21 protein-coding genes are annotated in these 16,079 nt (G+C 66.2%); 19 read left to right on the top strand and 2 right to left on the bottom strand.

Annotation, left to right across the window (positions count from 1 at the left end; genetic code table 11):
• The first annotated feature begins 97 nt into the window (after positions 1 to 97).
• From AC4BAR_RS11490 to ubiA, 5 genes are all read left to right on the top strand, one after another.
• Complete coding sequence (locus AC4BAR_RS11490) at positions 98 to 1,138, top strand: serine endopeptidase (protein WP_490628002.1); 1,041 nt, start codon at positions 98 to 100, stop codon at positions 1,136 to 1,138.
• Positions 1,135 to 3,276 (top strand): ATP-dependent DNA helicase RecG, encoded by a 2,142-nt coding sequence (gene recG / locus AC4BAR_RS11485; RefSeq protein ID WP_490628001.1) that lies wholly within the window; start codon positions 1,135 to 1,137, stop codon positions 3,274 to 3,276. The genes AC4BAR_RS11490 and recG overlap by 4 nt, the downstream gene beginning before the upstream one ends.
• A gap of 52 nt (positions 3,277 to 3,328) precedes the next feature.
• Positions 3,329 to 4,285 carry a hydrogen peroxide-inducible genes activator gene (locus AC4BAR_RS11480; RefSeq protein ID WP_490628000.1) on the top strand — a complete coding sequence of 319 codons (957 nt, stop codon included), beginning with the start codon at positions 3,329 to 3,331 and terminating at the stop codon, positions 4,283 to 4,285.
• 36 nt (positions 4,286 to 4,321) lie between these two features.
• Positions 4,322 to 4,843 carry a Dps family protein gene (locus tag AC4BAR_RS11475; protein WP_490627999.1) on the top strand — a complete coding sequence of 174 codons (522 nt, stop codon included), beginning with the start codon at positions 4,322 to 4,324 and terminating at the stop codon, positions 4,841 to 4,843.
• Between the two features lie 109 nt (positions 4,844 to 4,952).
• Positions 4,953 to 5,843, top strand: coding sequence for a 4-hydroxybenzoate octaprenyltransferase (gene ubiA / locus AC4BAR_RS11470; protein WP_490627998.1), 891 nt, complete (start codon positions 4,953 to 4,955; stop codon positions 5,841 to 5,843).
• A 51-nt stretch (positions 5,844 to 5,894) separates the two neighbouring features.
• On the opposite strand, the gene AC4BAR_RS11465 is transcribed toward ubiA, so the two are convergent.
• Positions 5,895 to 6,134, bottom strand: a complete 240-nt coding sequence (locus tag AC4BAR_RS11465; protein WP_490627997.1) for a hypothetical protein — start codon at positions 6,132 to 6,134, stop codon at positions 5,895 to 5,897.
• Between the two features lies 1 nt (position 6,135).
• Positions 6,136 to 6,969, bottom strand: a complete 834-nt coding sequence (gene proC / locus AC4BAR_RS11460) for a pyrroline-5-carboxylate reductase (protein ID WP_490627996.1) — start codon at positions 6,967 to 6,969, stop codon at positions 6,136 to 6,138.
• 93 nt (positions 6,970 to 7,062) lie between these two features.
• Here proC and glpK point away from each other — a divergent pair, with 93 nt between their 5' ends.
• The 14 genes from glpK (at position 7,063) to rpmJ (ending at position 16,075) form a co-directional block, all read left to right on the top strand.
• On the top strand, positions 7,063 to 8,619 hold the full coding sequence (glpK, locus tag AC4BAR_RS11455) for a glycerol kinase GlpK (RefSeq protein ID WP_490627995.1): 1,557 nt from the start codon (positions 7,063 to 7,065) through the stop codon (positions 8,617 to 8,619).
• 2 nt (positions 8,620 to 8,621) lie between these two features.
• Entirely contained in the window at positions 8,622 to 10,232 is a 1,611-nt protein-coding gene (locus AC4BAR_RS11450; RefSeq protein ID WP_490627994.1) for a glycerol-3-phosphate dehydrogenase/oxidase, read from the top strand.
• A gap of 185 nt (positions 10,233 to 10,417) precedes the next feature.
• The gene (gene rplN / locus AC4BAR_RS11445; protein ID WP_068674584.1) at positions 10,418 to 10,786 is read left to right on the top strand and encodes a 50S ribosomal protein L14; all 369 of its coding nucleotides are present in this window, start codon (positions 10,418 to 10,420) and stop codon (positions 10,784 to 10,786) included.
• Between the two features lie 9 nt (positions 10,787 to 10,795).
• Positions 10,796 to 11,116 carry a 50S ribosomal protein L24 gene (gene rplX, locus AC4BAR_RS11440; protein ID WP_490627993.1) on the top strand — a complete coding sequence of 107 codons (321 nt, stop codon included), beginning with the start codon at positions 10,796 to 10,798 and terminating at the stop codon, positions 11,114 to 11,116.
• Complete coding sequence (gene rplE, locus AC4BAR_RS11435; RefSeq protein WP_490627992.1) at positions 11,113 to 11,658, top strand: 50S ribosomal protein L5; 546 nt, start codon at positions 11,113 to 11,115, stop codon at positions 11,656 to 11,658. The genes rplX and rplE overlap by 4 nt, the downstream gene beginning before the upstream one ends.
• A gap of 8 nt (positions 11,659 to 11,666) precedes the next feature.
• Positions 11,667 to 11,972 (top strand): 30S ribosomal protein S14, encoded by a 306-nt coding sequence (gene rpsN, locus AC4BAR_RS11430; protein ID WP_490627991.1) that lies wholly within the window; start codon positions 11,667 to 11,669, stop codon positions 11,970 to 11,972.
• Between the two features lie 21 nt (positions 11,973 to 11,993).
• The gene (gene rpsH / locus AC4BAR_RS11425) at positions 11,994 to 12,389 is read left to right on the top strand and encodes a 30S ribosomal protein S8 (protein ID WP_490627990.1); all 396 of its coding nucleotides are present in this window, start codon (positions 11,994 to 11,996) and stop codon (positions 12,387 to 12,389) included.
• Positions 12,390 to 12,413: 24 nt separating this feature from the next.
• A complete protein-coding gene (gene rplF, locus AC4BAR_RS11420) occupies positions 12,414 to 12,947 on the top strand; it encodes a 50S ribosomal protein L6 (protein WP_490627989.1) in 534 nt (177 codons plus the stop codon).
• Positions 12,948 to 12,958: 11 nt separating this feature from the next.
• On the top strand, positions 12,959 to 13,324 hold the full coding sequence (gene rplR, locus AC4BAR_RS11415; RefSeq protein ID WP_490627988.1) for a 50S ribosomal protein L18: 366 nt from the start codon (positions 12,959 to 12,961) through the stop codon (positions 13,322 to 13,324).
• A gap of 17 nt (positions 13,325 to 13,341) precedes the next feature.
• Entirely contained in the window at positions 13,342 to 13,860 is a 519-nt protein-coding gene (gene rpsE, locus AC4BAR_RS11410) for a 30S ribosomal protein S5 (protein ID WP_490627987.1), read from the top strand.
• Positions 13,861 to 13,874: 14 nt separating this feature from the next.
• Positions 13,875 to 14,057 carry a 50S ribosomal protein L30 gene (gene rpmD / locus AC4BAR_RS11405; protein WP_490627986.1) on the top strand — a complete coding sequence of 61 codons (183 nt, stop codon included), beginning with the start codon at positions 13,875 to 13,877 and terminating at the stop codon, positions 14,055 to 14,057.
• A 9-nt stretch (positions 14,058 to 14,066) separates the two neighbouring features.
• On the top strand, positions 14,067 to 14,498 hold the full coding sequence (rplO, locus tag AC4BAR_RS11400; protein ID WP_490627985.1) for a 50S ribosomal protein L15: 432 nt from the start codon (positions 14,067 to 14,069) through the stop codon (positions 14,496 to 14,498).
• Positions 14,499 to 14,517: 19 nt separating this feature from the next.
• Positions 14,518 to 15,837 carry a preprotein translocase subunit SecY gene (secY, locus tag AC4BAR_RS11395; protein ID WP_490627984.1) on the top strand — a complete coding sequence of 440 codons (1,320 nt, stop codon included), beginning with the start codon at positions 14,518 to 14,520 and terminating at the stop codon, positions 15,835 to 15,837.
• Between the two features lie 124 nt (positions 15,838 to 15,961).
• A complete protein-coding gene (gene rpmJ, locus AC4BAR_RS11390) occupies positions 15,962 to 16,075 on the top strand; it encodes a 50S ribosomal protein L36 (protein WP_011481465.1) in 114 nt (37 codons plus the stop codon).
• The last annotated feature ends 4 nt before the right edge of the window (positions 16,076 to 16,079 follow it).

Raw genomic sequence — 16,079 nt, 5'->3', positions numbered from 1 at the left:
CAAGGGGAAAAGAAGGACGGGGAGGGCAACAACTCAGGGCAGAATTGTCCCACGGCCCCATGGGGGCGGCCGGCGGTACAACACAAAGGGGGCGGGAATGGGCAAGGCACTGCGGCTGTCGGAACAGTGGTACCGGCGCGGCCTGTGGGCGGTGGCGCTGGTGTTTGCCGGCTTTCTGATCGGCCTGGGCAGCACCGTGGTGGGCGACCTGCCGCAGGTGGAGCAGCGGCTCAGGCTGGAGGATTTCATGGACCCGGCCCAGACCGCGGCGGCGCGGGCCCAGGTCAAGGCGGCCAGCGGCGTGGAGAAGGACGCCCGCGACACGCTGGAGCAAACCCGGTTGGCGCTGAAGGTGGCCCAGGCCGACTCGGCCGCCGCACGCGAGACTTTCGGCAACTGGCTGGCCACCCGCCGCGCCACCGGCCTGGCCGAGCAAGACCCGGAACTGGTCACCCGCACCGCCGCGCTCGACAAGCTGCGCGCCGCCGAGCGCCAGGCGCTGGCCCAGGTCGAGGCCCAGCAGCAGCGCGAACTGGACGCTCGGCAGGGCGCAGCCAAGGCCCGCGAGCGCCTGGTCGAGCTGGAGCAGGCCGGCCAGGCGGGCTGGCAACAGGCCCAGCGCCGCCAGGAGCTGCGGGTGTTTCTGTACCGGCTGGCGCTGGCCCTGCCGCTGCTGGCCGTGGCCGGCTGGCTGTTCGTGAAAAAGCGCCACAGCACCTGGTGGCCTTTTGTCTGGGGCTTCATCCTGTTTGCGCTGTTCACCTTCTTTGTCGAACTGGTGCCTTACCTGCCCAGCTATGGCGGCTATGTGCGCTATGTGGTGGGCATTGTGGTCACGGTGCTGGTGGGCCGCTACGCCATCGTGGCACTGAACCGCTACCTCGAAAAACAAAAGCTGGCCGAACAAAAGCCCGACGCCCAGCGGCGCGAGGAACTGAGTTACGACACCGCGCTGGCCCGGCTGGCCAAGTCGGTCTGCCCCGGCTGCGAACGGCCGGTGGACCTGAAGGACACGGCCATCGACTTCTGCCCGCATTGCGGCATCGGCCTGTTTGACCGCTGCGGCCGCTGCCAGACCCGCAAGAACGCGTTCTCGCGCTTCTGCCACGCCTGCGGCAGCGCCGCCACCGCCGCTTGAGCGAGGCGGCCAGCCCCCAGCAAAAAGCCCTGCGCAAGCTGGGGCTGGTGCGCGACATCGACCTGGCGCTGCACCTGCCGCTGCGCTACGAGGACGAGACCCGTATCACCCGGTTGCGCGACGCCTTTGATGGCCAGACGGTGCAGATCGAGGCCACGGTGACGGCCTGCGAGGTGAGCTACCGGCCGCGCCGCCAGCTGGTGGTGACGGTGGACGACGGCAGCGACAGCTGCACGCTGCGCTTCTTCAACTTCTACCCCTCGCAGCAGAAGGCGCTGGCGGTGGGCCAGCGCATCCGCGCCCGTGGCGAACTCAAAAGTGGTTTTGCCGGCCACCAGATGCTGCACCCGGCCTGCAAAAGCGCCAGCGGCCCGCTGCCCCAGGCGCTGACGCCGGTCTACCCCACGGTGGCCGGCCTGCCCCAGCCCTGGCTGCGCAAGGCGGTGCTGGCCGGCCTGGCCCGGGCCGATTTGTCAGAGACCTTTCCGCCCGGCATGTCAGACCACAACCGCCCTGGGCCGGCCTGGCCTTTGCGGGAGGCGCTGGCCTTTCTGCACCACCCCACGCCCGACGTGGCACTGGCCACGCTGGAAGACCACAGCCACCCGGCCTGGCTGCGGCTGAAGGCCGAGGAATTGCTGGCCCAGCAGCTGTCCCAATGCCAGGCCCGCCAAGGCCGCGACGCGCTGCGGGCGCCGCGGCTGGTGGTCACCCCGGGGGGCTTGCGCGACCAGCTGCTGGCGATCCTGCCGTTTGCGCTGACCGGTGCCCAGCAGCGGGTGGGCCAGGAGATCGCGCTGGACCTGGCCCGGCCCCAGCCCATGCACCGACTGCTGCAGGGCGATGTGGGCTCGGGCAAGACGGTGGTGGCGGCGCTGGCCGCGGCGGTGGCCATGGACGCCGGCTGGCAATGCGCGCTGATGGCGCCCACCGAAATCCTGGCCGAGCAGCATTTCCGCAAGCTGATCCACTGGCTGGAGCCGCTGCTGGCGCCGCGCGGCCTGCGGGTGGCCTGGCTCACCGGCAGTCAGAAGAAAAAGGCCCGCACCGAGATGCTGGGCCTGATTGCCAGCGGCGAGGCGGCGCTGGTGGTGGGCACCCACGCGGTGATCCAGGAGCAGGTGCAGTTCAAGCGGCTGGCGCTGGCGGTGATCGACGAGCAGCACCGCTTCGGTGTGGCGCAGCGGTTGGCACTGCGCGCGAAGATGGGGGGGGAGGGCGTCGCCGCTGGGCCGTCCCAAGGCGATGCAGCCCCCTCGGGGGGCAGCGACCCGCGCAGCGGCGGAGCGAGGGGGCCCGTTTCTGAGCCGCACCTGCTGATGATGACCGCCACACCCATCCCGCGCACGCTGGCCATGAGCTACTACGCCGACCTCGACGTGTCCACCATCGACGAGCTGCCGCCGGGCCGCACGCCCATCGTCACCAAGGTGGTGTCCGACAGCCGGCGCGACGAGGTGATTGCCCGCATCCGGGCCCAGGTGGCCGATGGCCGGCAGGTCTACTGGGTCTGCCCGCTGATCGAGGAGAGCGAGGCGCTGGACCTGAGCAACGCCACCGAAACCCACGCGGAACTGAGTGCATCTTTGCCCGGGGTGCTCGTGGGCCTGCTGCACTCCCGCATGCCGCCCGCCGAGAAGAAGGCGGTGATGGACTTGTTCACCACTGGCACGCTGGGGGTGCTGGTCAGCACCACGGTGATCGAGGTCGGGGTGGACGTGCCCAACGCCTCGCTGATGGTGATTGACCATGCCGAGCGCTTTGGCCTGGGCCAGCTGCACCAGCTGCGCGGCCGGGTCGGGCGGGGCGCAGCGGCCTCGGCCTGTGTGCTGCTGTACGCGGCCGGTGAGAGTGGCCGCGTCAGCGAGACGGCACGGGCCCGGCTCAAGGCCATGGTGGAGACCACCGACGGCTTTGAGATCGCCCGGCGCGACCTGGAGATTCGCGGCCCCGGCGAGTTTCTGGGCGCCCGCCAGTCCGGGGCGCCGCTGCTGCGTTTCGCCGACCTGGTGACCGATGCCGACTGGCTGGCCTGGGCGCGCGAACTGGCGCCGCAGATGCTGGCCCGCCATCCCGCATTGGCCCAGCAACACGTCGATCGCTGGTTGGGTGGAAAATCAGAGTTCCTGAAAGCCTGAGCGTCCATGATTCGCACCGCATCGGCCACGGCGCCCAGACCTTGGTTTCCCCATGACACTCACTGAACTCAAGTACATCGTTGCTGTCGCCAGGGAAAAGCATTTCGGCAAGGCCGCCGAGGCCTGCTTTGTCTCCCAACCCACGTTGTCGGTGGCGATCAAGAAGCTGGAGGAGGAGCTGGACGTCAAGCTCTTCGAGCGCAGCGCCAGCGAGGTCAGCGTCACGCCGCTGGGCGAGGAGATCGTGCGCCAGGCGCAGAGCGTGCTGGAGCAGGCGGCCAACATCAAGGAGATCGCCAAGCGCGGCAAGGACCCGCTGTCCGGCCCGCTCCGGCTGGGGGTGATCTACACCATCGCGCCCTACCTGTTGCCGGCGCTGGTGCACCAGGTGATTGCCCGCACACCGCAGATGCCGCTGATGCTGCAGGAAAACTTCACCGTCAAGTTGCTGGAGATGCTGCGCACCGGCGAGATCGACGCCGCCATCATGGCCGAGCCCTTTCCCGACACCGGGTTGGCGGTGGCGCCGCTGTTCGACGAGCCCTTCATGGCTGCCGTGCCGGCCAACCACCCGCTGGCCAGCCAGAGCCACATCACTGCCGAGCAGCTGAAAAGCGAAACCATGCTGCTGCTGGGCGCCGGCCATTGTTTCCGCGACCATGTGCTGGAGGTCTGCCCGGAGTTCGCCCGCTTCTCCAGCAACGCCGAGGGCATACGCCGCAGCTTTGAGGGCTCGTCGCTGGAAACCATCAAGCACATGGTGGCGGCCGGCATGGGGGTGACCCTGGTGCCCCGGCTGGGCGTGCCGGCCGGTGCGCTGGGCGCCCAAGCCAAGCGAAAAAAAGCCACTGACCACGGCCACATCACCTACCTGCCGTTCGACGGCGACCCACCCACCCGGCGTGTGGTGCTGGTGTGGCGGCGCAGCTTCACCCGCTACGAGGCGATCGCCGCGCTGCGCAACGCCGTCTACGCCTGCCCGCTGACCGGCGTGAAGCGGCTGTCCTGATGCCTTCTTTTTTGTTTGCCTGTTGAGGAGAAACCCATGGCCAAAAGCACCCCCAAAACCACCGCCGCCGCACCGGCCGGCGCGCCGCCCATCAACATCGGCATCGGCGAGAAAGACCGCGCCGGCATCGCCAAGGGACTGAGTCACCTGCTGGCCGACACCTACACGCTGTACCTGACCACCCACAACTTTCACTGGAATGTGACCGGGCCGATGTTCAACACCTTGCACACCATGTTCATGGCGCAGTACACCGAGCTGTGGAACGCGGTCGACCCGGTAGCCGAACGCATCCGTTCGCTGGGCCATCCAGCGCCCGGCTCGTATGCCCAGTTCGCCAAGCTGGCCTCGGTGCCCGACGCGCCGGTGGTTCCGCCCAAGGCACTGGAGATGGTGCGCATCCTGGTGCAAGGCCATGAGGCGGTGGCGCGCACCGCCCGCGCACTGTTCCCGCTGGCCGACAAGGTGGGGGACGAGCCCACGGCCGACCTGCTGACCCAGCGACTGACGGTGCACGAGCAGACCGCCTGGATGCTGCGCTCGCTGCTCGAAGACTGAACCCCCTGAGACGCTTCGCGCCACCCCGTCAAGGGGACAACACTGGCGGACCGGCGACGCCGGATCCGCGGTGTCTTTGATGTCCATCCTCTTTCGTCGATTCACCACCATGCCTTCGCGCTTCTCGCTCTGGTTGCAGTTGATCCGCTGGGACCGGCCGGCCGGCTGGCTGCTGCTGCTGTGGCCCACGCTCAGTGCGCTGTGGGTGGCGGCCGGCGGTTTCCCCGGCTGGCATCTGCTGGTGGTGTTCACGTTGGGCACCATCCTGATGCGCAGCGCCGGCTGCTGCATCAACGACGTGGCCGACCGTGAGTTCGACAAGCATGTCAAACGCACGGCGGCGCGGCCGGTGACCTCGGGCGCGCTGCCGGTGAAGGAGGCGCTGGCGGTGGGTGCGGTGCTGGCACTGCTGGCTTTTGGCCTGGTGCTGACCACCAACGCGGTGACGGTGGCCTGGTCCTTCGCCGCGCTGGCCATCACGCTGCTCTACCCCTATGCCAAACGCGTGGTGTCCATGCCGCAGGCGGTGCTGGGAGTGGCTTTCAGCGTCGGCATGCCCATGGCCTTCACCGCGGTGCGGGCCGGGCCGCTGGACAGCCTGTCGTCCCTGTTCGCCCCGGTGCCGCTGGTGGCCTGGCTGATGCTGCTGGGTAACCTGTTCTGGGTGCTGGCCTACGACACCGAGTACGCCATGGTGGACCGCGACGACGACCTGAAGATCGGCATCCAGACCTCGGCCATCACCTTGGGCCGGCTGGATGTGCCGGTGGTGATGCTGTGCTACGGCCTGTTCCTGTCTTTCTGGGCCCTGGCGTTGGCCCACCCGGTGGGGCACGGGGTGTTTCTGTTGGCCATCGCCGCGGCGGCGGCCCAGGCGCTGTGGCATTTCAGCCTGATCCGTGGCCGCACCCGCGACGGCTGTTTCCGCGCCTTCCGGCTCAACCACTGGCTGGGTGCCACGGTGTTTGTGGGCATCGCCGCCGGCTACGCGCTGCGCTGAGCCATGAAAAAACCGCCCTGAGGCGGCTTTTCCTGTGGGCGCGGTCGGCGCTCAGTAAACCGAAGACGCATGTGCCTTTTTGGCCTTGGTCTTGCTGGCCTTGGCCTTTTTGTGCTTCTTGGCCGTGCTGGTTTTGGCGGCGGCCGGAGTGGACACAACCGCCAGGGGCAGGGCGATGAAGGCGGCGCTGATCAGCGCGGTCAGGATTTTTTTCATGGTGTTCGGAAATCGTTGAAAAACAGGGGCCGCCCGCCCGGGGCGCACGGCAATTTGATTGTGCCGCATCGGCACCTCAGGACTTGCCAAATTCGTCACCCAATTCGCTGGCGCGCTCGCGGGCGGCCTGCATCGCGGCGATGAACTGCGTTTTCATGTGGGCGTTTTCCATCGCCGTCAGCGCGGCGTGTGTGGTGCCGCCCTTGGAGGTGACGCGCTGGCGCAGCACCGCCGGCGGCTCGTCCGAGGCCTGGGCCAGCGCACTGGCGCCGACAAAGGTTGCCACCGCCAGCTGCTGGGCCTGGTCCGGGCCCAGGCCCATGTCGGTGCCGGCCTGGGTCATGGCCTCGATGAAATAGAACACATAGGCCGGGCCGGAGCCGGACAACGCGGTCACCGCGTCCAGTTGCTCCTCCTGCGCCACCCACAGGTGCTGGCCGGTGGTGGCAATCACCGAGGCCACCAGCTGCCGGTCGGCTTCGCTGACCGCGGCGCGGGCAAACAGGCCGGTGATGCCCTGGCCCACCAGGGCCGGCGTGTTGGGCATGGAGCGCACCACCCGTTCGCTGCCCAGCCAGCGGGCGATGCTGTCGGAGCGGATGCCGGCGGCCACGCTCAGGTGCAGCGCCCGCCCGGTGTGGTCGCGGGCCTGGCCGGCGGCCTCGGCAAAGCTTTGTGGCTTCACCGCCCAGATCACCAGGCTGGCGTTGGCCAGCGCGGCGCCGGGGGCGGCATGCACGTCCACGCCCAGCGCGGCCAGGCGCTCGCGGGCCTCGGCCAGCGGCTCCACCACCGTGATTTGGCCGGCCGGCAGGCCTTGTTTGACCAGGCCGCCGATGATGGCGCTGGCCATGTTGCCGCCGCCGATGAAGGCGATGCGTTGCTGCTGCAGGGCGGGTGTGGGGCTCATGGTGCGGGTGAGGGTGAAAAAACTGGATTGTCGCCGCCTGGCGCGGTGGTTTTACCGGGGTGGTGCTGGCGGCAATGCGCTACGCTAGGCGCCATGGCTTTGATCCTCGCGCTTGACCAGGGCACCACCAGTTCGCGGGCCATGCTGTTCGACCGCCATGGCCAGGTGGTGGCCATGGCCCAGCAGGAGTTTGCCCAGGGTTTTCCGCAGCCCGGCTGGGTGGAGCATGACGCGCTGGCCATCTGGGCCTCGCAGCTGGCGGTGGCCCGGGCGTGCATCCAGAAAGCCCAGCAGGCCCAGGGTGGGGCGGTGGCCATCCGCGCCATCGGCATCACCAACCAGCGCGAAACCACGGTGCTGTGGGACCGTGCCACCGGCCAGCCGGTGGCCCCCGCCATCGTCTGGCAGGACCGCCGTACCGCAGCCCGCTGCGACCAGTTGCGCGCCGCCGGCCACGCCAGGCGGGTGCAGCAAAAAACCGGGCTGGTGATGGATGCCTATTTCTCTGGCACCAAATTGCAGTGGTTGCTGGACCATGTGCCCGGTGCGCGGGCCCGGGCCGAACGCGGCGAGCTGGCCTTTGGCACGGTGGACAGCTGGCTGGTCTGGCAGCTCACCAGCGGCCGTGTCCATGCCACCGACGCCAGCAACGCCTCGCGCACCCTGCTGTTCAACATCCACACGCTGCGGTGGGACGCGGCCCTGCTGAAGCTGTTCAACATCCCGGCCAGCCTGCTGCCGCGGGTGGTGCCGTCCAGCGGTGTGTTGGGCGAGACCGACCCGCAGTGGCTGGGCCAGGCCATTCCCATCGCAGGCCTGGCCGGCGACCAGCAGGCCGCCACCTTTGGCCAGGGTTGTTTCGCGCCCGGCATGGCCAAGAACACCTATGGCACCGGCTGCTTCATGCTGATGAACACCGGCACCGCGGCGGTGGCCAGCCACAACCAGCTGCTGACCACCGTGGGCTGGCAGGGGCCTGCTGACGCGGCACTGCCTGGCCATGCCACGGCCTACTGTTTGGAGGGGAGCGTGTTCATGGGCGGCGCCACCGTGCAGTGGCTGCGCGACGGCCTGCAGTTGGTGCGCTCGGCCGACGAGATCGAGCCGCTGGCCGCCAGCGTGCCCGACAGCGGCGACTGCTACCTGGTGCCGGCCTTCACCGGCCTGGGCACCCCCTATTGGGACGGCCATGCGCGCGGCACGTTGGTGGGCATGACCCGCGGCACCGGCCAGGCCCAGCTGGCCCGGGCCGCGCTGGAGGCCATTGCGCTGCAGAGCGCCGACGTGTTCGACGCGATGGCGCGCGACGCCGGCCTGCCGCTGGCCGAGCTGCGGGTGGACGGCGGCGCCAGCCGCAACAACCTGCTGATGCAGATGCAGGCCGACTTTCTGGGTGTGGCCGTGGTGCGGCCGGCGGTGACCGAGACCACCGCGCTGGGGGCGGCCCGGCTGGCCGGCCTGGCCAGCGGGCTGTGGGCTGGCGTGGACGAGATGCTGGGCCTGGCCGACCAGGCGCCGGCCCTGTCCGCACCCGCTGGCTCGGGGCCACGGCGTTTTGAGCCGCAGGGCGGCGAGGCAGCGCGGCAGGCCAAGCGGGCCCGCTGGCGCGAGGCGGTGGAGCGGTCGCGCGGCTGGGCCCGGCCCGCCTGAGCATGGACGTCCCCGCCCCGCTGCCCACCCGGCGTGCCGAGCTGATCGCCCGGCTGGCCCGCGGCGACCGTTTTGACCTGGCGGTGGTGGGCGGCGGCGCCACCGGCCTGGGGGTGGCGCTGGACGCGGCCGCCCGCGGCTTCAAGGTGGTGTTGCTCGAGTCACACGACTTCGCCTGCGGCACCTCGTCGCGCTCGACCAAGCTGGTCCATGGCGGCGTGCGCTACCTGGCCCAGGGCCATTTGCCGCTGGTCTACGAGGCCTTGCACGAGCGGGCCACGCTGCTGCGCAACGCGCCCCACCTGGCGCACCCGCTGGCCTTTGTGATGCCCTGCTACCGGTGGTGGGAAAAGCCGTTCTACGGCGCGGGCTTGAAGCTGTACGACGCGCTGGCCGGCGGCGCCTCGGCGGCGGTGGGGCTGGCCGGCACCGAGTTCTTGAGCCGCAGCGAAACCCTGGCCTGTGTGCCCGGCGCCCAGCCCCAGGGCCTGCGCGGTGGCGTCAAGTACTGGGACGGCCAGTTCGACGACGCCCGGCTGGCGCTGGCGCTGGCCCGCACCGCCGCCGCCCAGGGCGCGCTGCTGCTGAACCACTGTGCCGTGACCCGTTTGCTGCACGAAGGTGAGCAGGTGGCCGGGCTGGTCTGCCAGGACGCCGAAACCGGGCTGGAACACCCGGTGCAGGCGCGCTGTGTGGTCAACGCCACCGGGGTCTGGGTTGATGCGCTGCGGCAGCAGGATGCCCCCCAGTCCCGGCCCATGGTGGCACCCAGCCAGGGCGTGCACCTGGTGGTGGATGCCGACTTTCTGCCCGGCGACCACGCTTTGCTGGTGCCCAAAACCGCTGACGGCCGGGTGCTGTTTGCCGTGCCCTGGCTGGGCCAGCTGATCCTGGGCACCACCGACACGCCGCGCAGCGACGCGCCACGCGAGCCGCAGGCACACGAGGAGGAAATGGCGTTCATCCTGCGTGAAGCCGGGCGGGTGCTGCGCCGGGCGCCCACCCGGGCTGATGTGAAGAGCGTCTGGGTCGGCCTGCGCCCGCTGGTGCGGCCGGCCGACGCGGAAGAGGCCACCGCGCAGGTCAGCCGTGAACACACGGTGCGCACCAGCCGCAGTGGCCTGGTCAGCGTGACCGGCGGCAAGTGGACCACCTACCGCGCCATGGCCGAGGACGTGCTGGCGCGCTGCTTTAAGGCCGGCCTGCTGGACCAGCGTGCCGGTGGCGTGACCACCCACTTGCGGCTGGTGGGTGCGCCCATCGGGGAGATGGTCAGGCCGCAGCCCTCTGCCGGGCCGGGACTGTCGGCCTACGGCAGTGAGGCGGCCGCCGTGGCCTGCCTGCCCGGGGCCGACCGGTCGCTGGGCCATGGCCTGACCGAGGCCATGGTGCGTTTTGCCTGTCGCCATGAGTACGCCCGCACGGTGGAAGACATGCTGGCCCGCCGCAGCCGGTTGCTGTTTCTGGACGCCAGCGCGGCCCAGGTCTTGGCGCCGCCGGTGGCGGCCTTGATGTCGGAAGAACTGGGGCATGCCGTGGATGCAGCGCCCTTTTTGGCGCTGGCGCAGACCTACCGCTTGCCGATTTCGGGCCCCGATGCGGGTTTTTGCTGACAAGGCTGTTGACGCAGCGCCAATTTGTTGCCATAATCACAGGCTTCGCTTGAAAAAGCGCAGTGTCTGCCCATTAAAAAGGCGCTTCCCGAGTGGTTCGGGGGGAGTCCAACGGGCCCAAGACTGATCACTGAGGGGTGCCGCGCCAAGCGGGCTTGTCAGTGGTGCAAGTTGGGAATAAAGAAATGATCCAAACTGAATCTCGGTTAGACGTTGCCGACAACACCGGCGCGAAGTCGGTGTTGTGCATCAAGGTGCTCGGCGGCTCCAAGCGTCGCTACGCCAGCGTCGGCGATGTCATCAAAGTCAGCATCAAAGAAGCTGCACCGCGTGGCCGCGTCAAAAAAGGCGAAATCTACAGTGCCGTGGTGGTTCGCACCGCCAAGGGCATCCGTCGCGCCGATGGCTCGCTCGTCAAGTTTGACGGCAACGCCGCTGTGCTGCTCAACGCCAAGCTGGAGCCCATCGGCACCCGCATCTTCGGACCGGTCACGCGCGAACTGCGCACCGAGAAGTTCATGAAGATCGTGTCGCTGGCGCCCGAAGTTCTGTAAGGACCTGTCATGAACAAGATTCGCAAAGGCGACGAAGTCATCGTGCTCGCAGGGCGCGACAAGGGCAAGCGCGGCAAAGTGTCGTTGCGCGCTGACGATTCCTACATCGTGGTTGACGGTGTCAACCTGGTGAAGAAGCACGCCAAGCCCAACCCCATGAAGGGCATCACCGGCGGCATCATCGAGAAGACCATGCCGATTCACCAGTCCAACGTGGCCATTTTCAATGCCGCCACGGGCAAGGCTGACCGCGTGGGCATCAAACTGACTGCAGACGGCAAACGCGTGCGCGTTTACAAGTCCAGCGGCGAAGAAATCAAGGTGGCATGAGCATGGCACGTTTCCTCCAGCAGTACCGCGAAACCGTCGCGCCCGAACTGATGAAGAAGTTCGGTTACACCTCGCCGATGCAGGTTCCCCGCATCACCAAGATCACCCTGAACATGGGTGTGAGCGAGGCCGTGGCTGACAAGAAGGTCATGGACAACGCCGTCGGCGACATGACCAAGATTGCCGGCCAGAAGCCGGTGGTCACCAAGGCCAAGAAGGCCATCGCCGGCTTCAAGATCCGCGAAGACCTGCCGATTGGCTGCATGGTCACGCTGCGTGGCGTGAAGATGTACGAGTTCCTCGACCGTTTCGTGACGATCGCTTTGCCCCGCGTGCGCGATTTCCGCGGCATCTCGGGTCGCGCGTTCGACGGCCGTGGCAATTACAACATCGGCGTCAAAGAACAGATCATCTTCCCTGAGATCGAGTACGACAAGGTTGACGCCCTGCGCGGCCTCAACATCAGCATCACCACAACGGCCAAGACCGACGAAGAGTGCAAGGCGCTGCTCGCTGGTTTCCGTTTCCCGTTCAAGAATTGAGGTGACCTGTGGCAAAAGCAGCACTTATCCAGCGTGAACTTAAGCGTGACAAGCTGGTCGCGAAGTACGCACAGAAACACGCCGAACTGAAGGCCATCGCCAACGATGCCAAGCGCTCTGACGAAGAGCGCGCAGCCGCCCGTCTGGGCCTGCAGGCTCTGCCGCGCAACGCCAACCCGACTCGCCAGCGCAACCGCTGCGAGATCACGGGTCGCCCCCGCGGCACGTTCCGTCAATTCGGTCTGGCTCGCGCCAAGATCCGTGAAATGGCCTTTGCTGGTGACATCCCCGGCATCGTCAAGGCCAGTTGGTAAGCCAGGCAGGAGAGATTAAACATGAGCATGAGTGATCCCATTGCCGACTTGCTGACCCGCATCCGCAACGCGCAGATGGTGGCCAAGGCCACGGTGTCGGTGCCTTCCTCCAAAGTGAAGGTGGCCATTGCCCAGGTGTTGAAAGACGAGGGCTACATTGACAGCTTCCAGGTGAAAACCGAAGACGGCAAGGCCAACCTCGAAATCACCCTGAAGTACTACGCCGGTCGCCCGGTCATCGAGCGCATCGAGCGCGTGAGCCGCCCTGGCCTGCGTGTTTACAAAGGCCGCGACGCCATCCCCAGCGTGATGAACGGCCTGGGTGTGGCCATCGTGACCACGCCCCAGGGCGTGATGACGGACCGCAAGGCCCGCGCCACCGGCATCGGTGGTGAAGTTCTGTGTTACGTGGCCTAAGCCCGGCACCGAGGAGAAATTAAGATGTCCCGTGTTGGAAAAATGCCCGTGCTGGTGCCTGCTGGTGTCGATGTGTCGATCGCCCAGGACCAGATCAATGTGAAGGGCAGCAACGGCGCCCTGTCCCTGGCCAGCAACCCGCTGGTCACGGTCAAGAGCGAAGCCGGCAAACTGACGTTTGCCCCGGCCAACGACTCCCGTGAAGCCGATGCCATGAGCGGCACAATGCGCCAGTTGGTGAACAACATGGTGGTCGGTGTCACCAAGGGCTTCGAAAAGAAGCTGTCCCTGATCGGCGTGGGCTACAAAGCCCAGGCGCAAGGCGCCAAGCTGAACCTGGCGGTGGGCTATTCGCACCCCGTCAACAAGGACATGCCTGCAGGCATCACCGTGGCCACGCCCACCCCCACCGAAGTGGTGATCAAGGGTGCGGACCGCCAACGTGTGGGCCAGGTCGCTGCCGAGATTCGTGCGATTCGTCCGCCCGAGCCCTACAAGGGCAAGGGCATCCGCTACGCGGACGAGAAGATCACGATCAAAGAGACCAAGAAGAAATAAGGAGCTGCATGATGTTGACCAAGAAAGAGCAGCGTCTGCGCCGTGCGCGCCAAACCCGCATTCGCATCGCGAACCAGGGTGTGCCCCGCTTGACGGTGAACCGCACCAACCTGCACATCTATGCAACGGTGATTTCCGGTTGCGGCACCAAGGTGCTGGCCACGGCCTCCACCGCCGAAGCCGAGATTCGCAAGACCCTCGGTGCTTCCGGCAAGGGTGGCAACACCGCTGCCGCAGAAACCATCGGCAAGCGCATTGCTGAAAAGGCCAAGGCGGCCGGCGTTGAGAAAGTGGCTTTTGACCGTGCGGGCTTTGCCTACCACGGCCGGGTCAAGGCACTGGCTGACGCGGCACGCGAAGCTGGCTTGCAGTTCTAAGCGGATCGGAATCAAAAATGGCTAAATTTCAAGCTAAGGCGCAAAACGACACTCCTGATGATGGCCTGAAGGAGAAGATGATTGCGGTGAACCGCGTCACCAAGGTCGTCAAGGGTGGTCGTATTCTCGGTTTCGCAGCACTGACCGTGGTCGGTGACGGCGATGGCCGCGTGGGCATGGGCAAGGGCAAGTCGAAAGAAGTGCCGGCAGCCGTTCAAAAGGCCATGGAAGAAGCCCGTCGTAACCTGAAGAAGGTGTCGCTGAAGAACGGTTCCATTCACCACAAGGTGATGGGTCACCACGGTGCCGCCTGGGTCATGATGGCGCCGGCGCCCCGCGGTACCGGCATCATTGCCGGCGGCCCGATGCGCGCTGTCTTCGAAGTGATGGGCATCACCGACATCGTGGCCAAGAGCCATGGTTCGTCCAACCCCTACAACATGGTGCGTGCCACGCTGGACGCCCTGAAGCATTCGACCACGCCCTCCGAAGTGGCGGCAAAACGCGGCAAGACGGTCGAAGACCTGTTTGCCTGAGCGGAGTTGAGAAAATGACAACAGCACAAACAGTCAAGGTCCAGTTGGTTCGCAGCCCCATCGGTTGCAAGGAATCGCATCGTGCCACCGTGCGCGGTCTGGGTCTGCGCAAGCTTGGCAGCCAAAGCGAGCTGGAAGACACGCCCGCCGTGCGCGGCATGATCAACAAGATCAGTTACCTGGTCAAAGTGCTCTGAAGGTAGATGATGGAACTCAATGACATCAAGCCCGCAGCGGGCGCAAAGCATGCAAAGCGTCGCGTGGGTCGCGGCATCGGCTCCGGCCTAGGCAAGACCGCTGGTCGTGGCCACAAGGGTCAAAAATCGCGTTCGGGTGGCTACCACAAGGTGGGCTTCGAAGGCGGTCAAATGCCCATGCAGCGTCGCCTGCCCAAGCGCGGCTTCAAGTCGCAGACGCTGAAGTACAACGCCGAAGTCACGCTGTCGGATTTGGGCGCGCTGGGCGCTGCCGAAGTCGATCTGCTGACGTTGAAGCACGCTGGCCTGGTGGGTCAGATGGCCAAGGTGGTCAAGATCATAAAGACCGGTGAAATCACCGTGGCCGTCCAGCTGAAGGGCATTGGCGCCACCGCGGCAGCCAAGGCTGCCATCGAAGCTGCTGGCGGCTCGCTGGTCTGAGTGTTGAAGGCGATCACCCGTGGCCACTAACTCAGCGCAACTCGCAAAGACAGGCAAGTACGGCGACCTGCGTCGCCGGCTGGTGTTCCTGTTGCTGGCGCTGGTGGTGTACCGCATTGGTGCCCACATTCCCGTGCCTGGCATTGACCCTGTGCAGCTGCAGCAGCTGTTCAAGGGCCAGCAGGGCGGCATCCTGAACCTGTTCAACATGTTCTCGGGTGGCGCGCTGTCACGGTTCACCGTGTTTGCGCTGGGCATCATGCCTTACATCTCGGCGTCCATCATCATGCAATTGATGACCTACGTCGTGCCGACCTTCGAGCAGATGAAGAAGGAAGGCGAGGCAGGGCGTCGCAAGATCACCCAGTACACCCGTTACGGCACGCTGGGTTTGGCTTTGTTCCAGTCGTTGGGCATTGCCGTGGCGCTGGAAAGTTCGCAAGGCCTGGTGATTGATCCCGGTTTTGGTTTCCGCATGACGGCGGTGGTCAGCCTGACGGCCGGCACGGTGTTCCTGATGTGGCTGGGTGAGCAGATCACCGAGCGTGGTCTGGGCAACGGCATCTCCATTCTGATCTTTGGTGGCATTGCGGCCGGTCTGCCGGCCTCCATCGGTGGTCTGCTGGAGCTGGTGCGCACCGGTGCGATGAGCATCCTGATCGCCCTGGTGATCGTCGCGGTGGTGGGTCTGGTGACGTACTTCGTGGTCTTCGTGGAACGCGGCCAGCGCAAGATTCTGGTGAACTATGCACGGCGTCAGGTCGGCAACAAGGTGTATGGCGGCCAGTCCTCCCACCTGCCGCTGAAGCTGAACATGGCAGGTGTGATTCCGCCGATCTTCGCGTCGTCCATCATCCTGCTGCCGGCCACCGTGGTGAGCTGGTTCAGCTCCGGTGACTCGATGCGTTGGCTGAAAGACATCGCCAGCACGCTGTCGCCCGGTCAGCCGGTCTACGTGATGCTGTACGCTGCGGCCATCGTGTTCTTCTGCTTCTTCTACACCGCTCTGGTGTTCAACAGCCGTGAGACGGCCGACAACCTGAAAAAGAGCGGCGCCTTCATTCCAGGCATTCGCCCGGGTGATCAGACGGCTCGGCACATTGACAAGATTCTGGTGCGTTTGACGCTGGCGGGCGCGATTTACATCACCTTCGTCTGCCTGCTGCCAGAGTTCCTGATCCTGAAGTACAACGTGCCTTTCTACTTTGGCGGCACCTCGTTGCTGATCATCGTGGTGGTCACCATGGACTTCATGGCCCAGGTGCAGAACTACCTGATGTCGCAGCAGTACGACTCGCTGCTGAAGAAGGCGAATTTCAAGACGTCGGCGGGACGCTGACGGCAGGCGGTGCGGTGGAGCGGTCATTCATGACCTGCCAGCCGCAACGAAAATTGTGTTTCACGCCAGTGGTTGGCGTCTGTTCCGAGTCAATGGTTGATTCGGAATCAAAGGAGAGAGAAAAATGAGAGTTTCGGCTTCGGTCAAGAAAATTTGCCGCAACTGCAAGATCATCCGCCGCAAGGGTGTGGTTCGCGTGATCTGCACAGACCCGCGCCACAAGCAGCGCCAGGGCTGATCGA

It is taken from the genome of Rhodoferax sp. SPJ4 (assembly GCF_058216275.1).
The sequence above is the reverse complement of the archived record's forward strand: the minus strand, read 5'-3'. Positions and strand labels throughout refer to the sequence as shown.